General features: G+C 38.4%; 1 protein-coding gene. It reads left to right on the top strand.

Annotated elements, in window-relative coordinates; all coding sequences use genetic code 11:
• Positions 1 to 1,301, top strand: a protein-coding gene (locus G4D61_RS17785) for an IS3 family transposase (RefSeq protein WP_437177748.1) whose coding sequence is annotated in 2 segments (ribosomal slippage) — positions 1 to 400 and positions 400 to 1,301 — 1,302 coding nt annotated over the 2 segments. Because the reading frame shifts where the segments join, the coding sequence is not laid out codon by codon here. This gene is flagged as partial in the annotation.
• Positions 1,302 to 1,440: the final 139 nt, after the last annotated feature.

Here is a 1,440-nt window from a genome sequence, read left to right as displayed (position 1 = left end):
TATTTAACGGGGAAATACTCCTATCGTGAGGTAAGTGAATTCGTAGGAGTCGATCGAAAATCGGTAAGAAAATGGGTAGGTCTATATAAATCGCATGGCATACATGCTTTATCACCTAGAAGTAGCTGTACAACTTATGATGCTACGTTTAAACTAAAGGTACTAAACTATCGAACTGAAAACGGTGCATCTTATCTAGAAACAGCGATTGCATTTAATCTACCTTCTCCCTATACCATTCAACGGTGGGAAGAAAAGTGGCATAATGGAGACCTAGATGTGCCTGTTTTAAAGAAAGAGGGCCGTCTAAATATGTCAAAGAAACAAAAGAAAGAAACAGAAAACCAATTAGAAACAATGCAAAAAGAACTTGAGCGTTTACGTATGGAAAATGCATATTTAAAAAAGTTGAATGCCTTAGTTCAAAGCAAGGAAAAATCACCAAACAAGATAAAGCACAAGTAATCTATGAACTAAGGCATGAATTTCCGGTGAAAGAGCTAGTAAAACTAGCTGGAATTCCACGCAGTACGTATTATAATTTAGTGAAAAGAATGAACCGTCCTGATCCAGATGCCGCATTAAAACAAGAAATTCAATCGATCTATGATGAGCATGAAGGACGTTACGGGTATCGTCGTATTCGTGATGAATTAGCGAATCGTGGCCAAAAAGTGAATCATAAAAAAGTGCAACGCCTTATGAAAGAATTAGGTTTAAAATGCCTTGTTCGCATGAAAAAATATCGTTCGTATAAGGGGACTGTCGGAAAGATCGCACCCAACCTTTTAGATCGTCAATTTAAGGCGACTCAACCATACGAGAAATGGGTAACAGACATTACAGAATTCAAATTGTTTGGTGAAAAATTTTATTTTTCACCTGTATTAGATTTATTTAATGGACAAGTAATCACGTACACGCTTGGCTCTAGACCAACGTATTCTCTTGTTTCAGAGATGTTAGAAAAGGCATTCAGCTGTTTACCAGACATCCACCAACTCCTGATGCATTCGGACCAAGGATGGCATTATCAAATGAAACAATATCGTCAAGCGCTCCAAACTCATGGAATCACACAAAGTATGTCACGTAAAGGCAACTGTTATGATAATTCTGTTATGGAGAACTTCTTTGGCATACTAAAATCAGAATTCCTCTATTTTAAGGAATTTGAGAATATGGACCGTTTTAGAGTAGAACTAGAAAAATATATCGAGTACTATAACAACAAACGAATTAAGACAAAATTAAAAGGCTTGAGCCCTGTGCAATACCGAGCTCAAACCTTAGCTGTCTAATGAAATAAATGTGTCTAACTTTTTGGGGTCACTTCAGGATGAGCGAAATTGCTGAGACCCCGCAGACGGACAGCGTCGAGGAGGCTCAGCTTTCGCCCGCGGAAAGCGAGCTTCCTCGAGCGGAAATCAACCTCTTGTT

Source organism: Heyndrickxia ginsengihumi, assembly GCF_011008565.1.
GTDB lineage: Bacteria > Bacillota > Bacilli > Bacillales > Bacillaceae_C > Weizmannia > Weizmannia ginsengihumi.
This window is presented reverse-complemented; position numbering and strand designations above follow the sequence as displayed.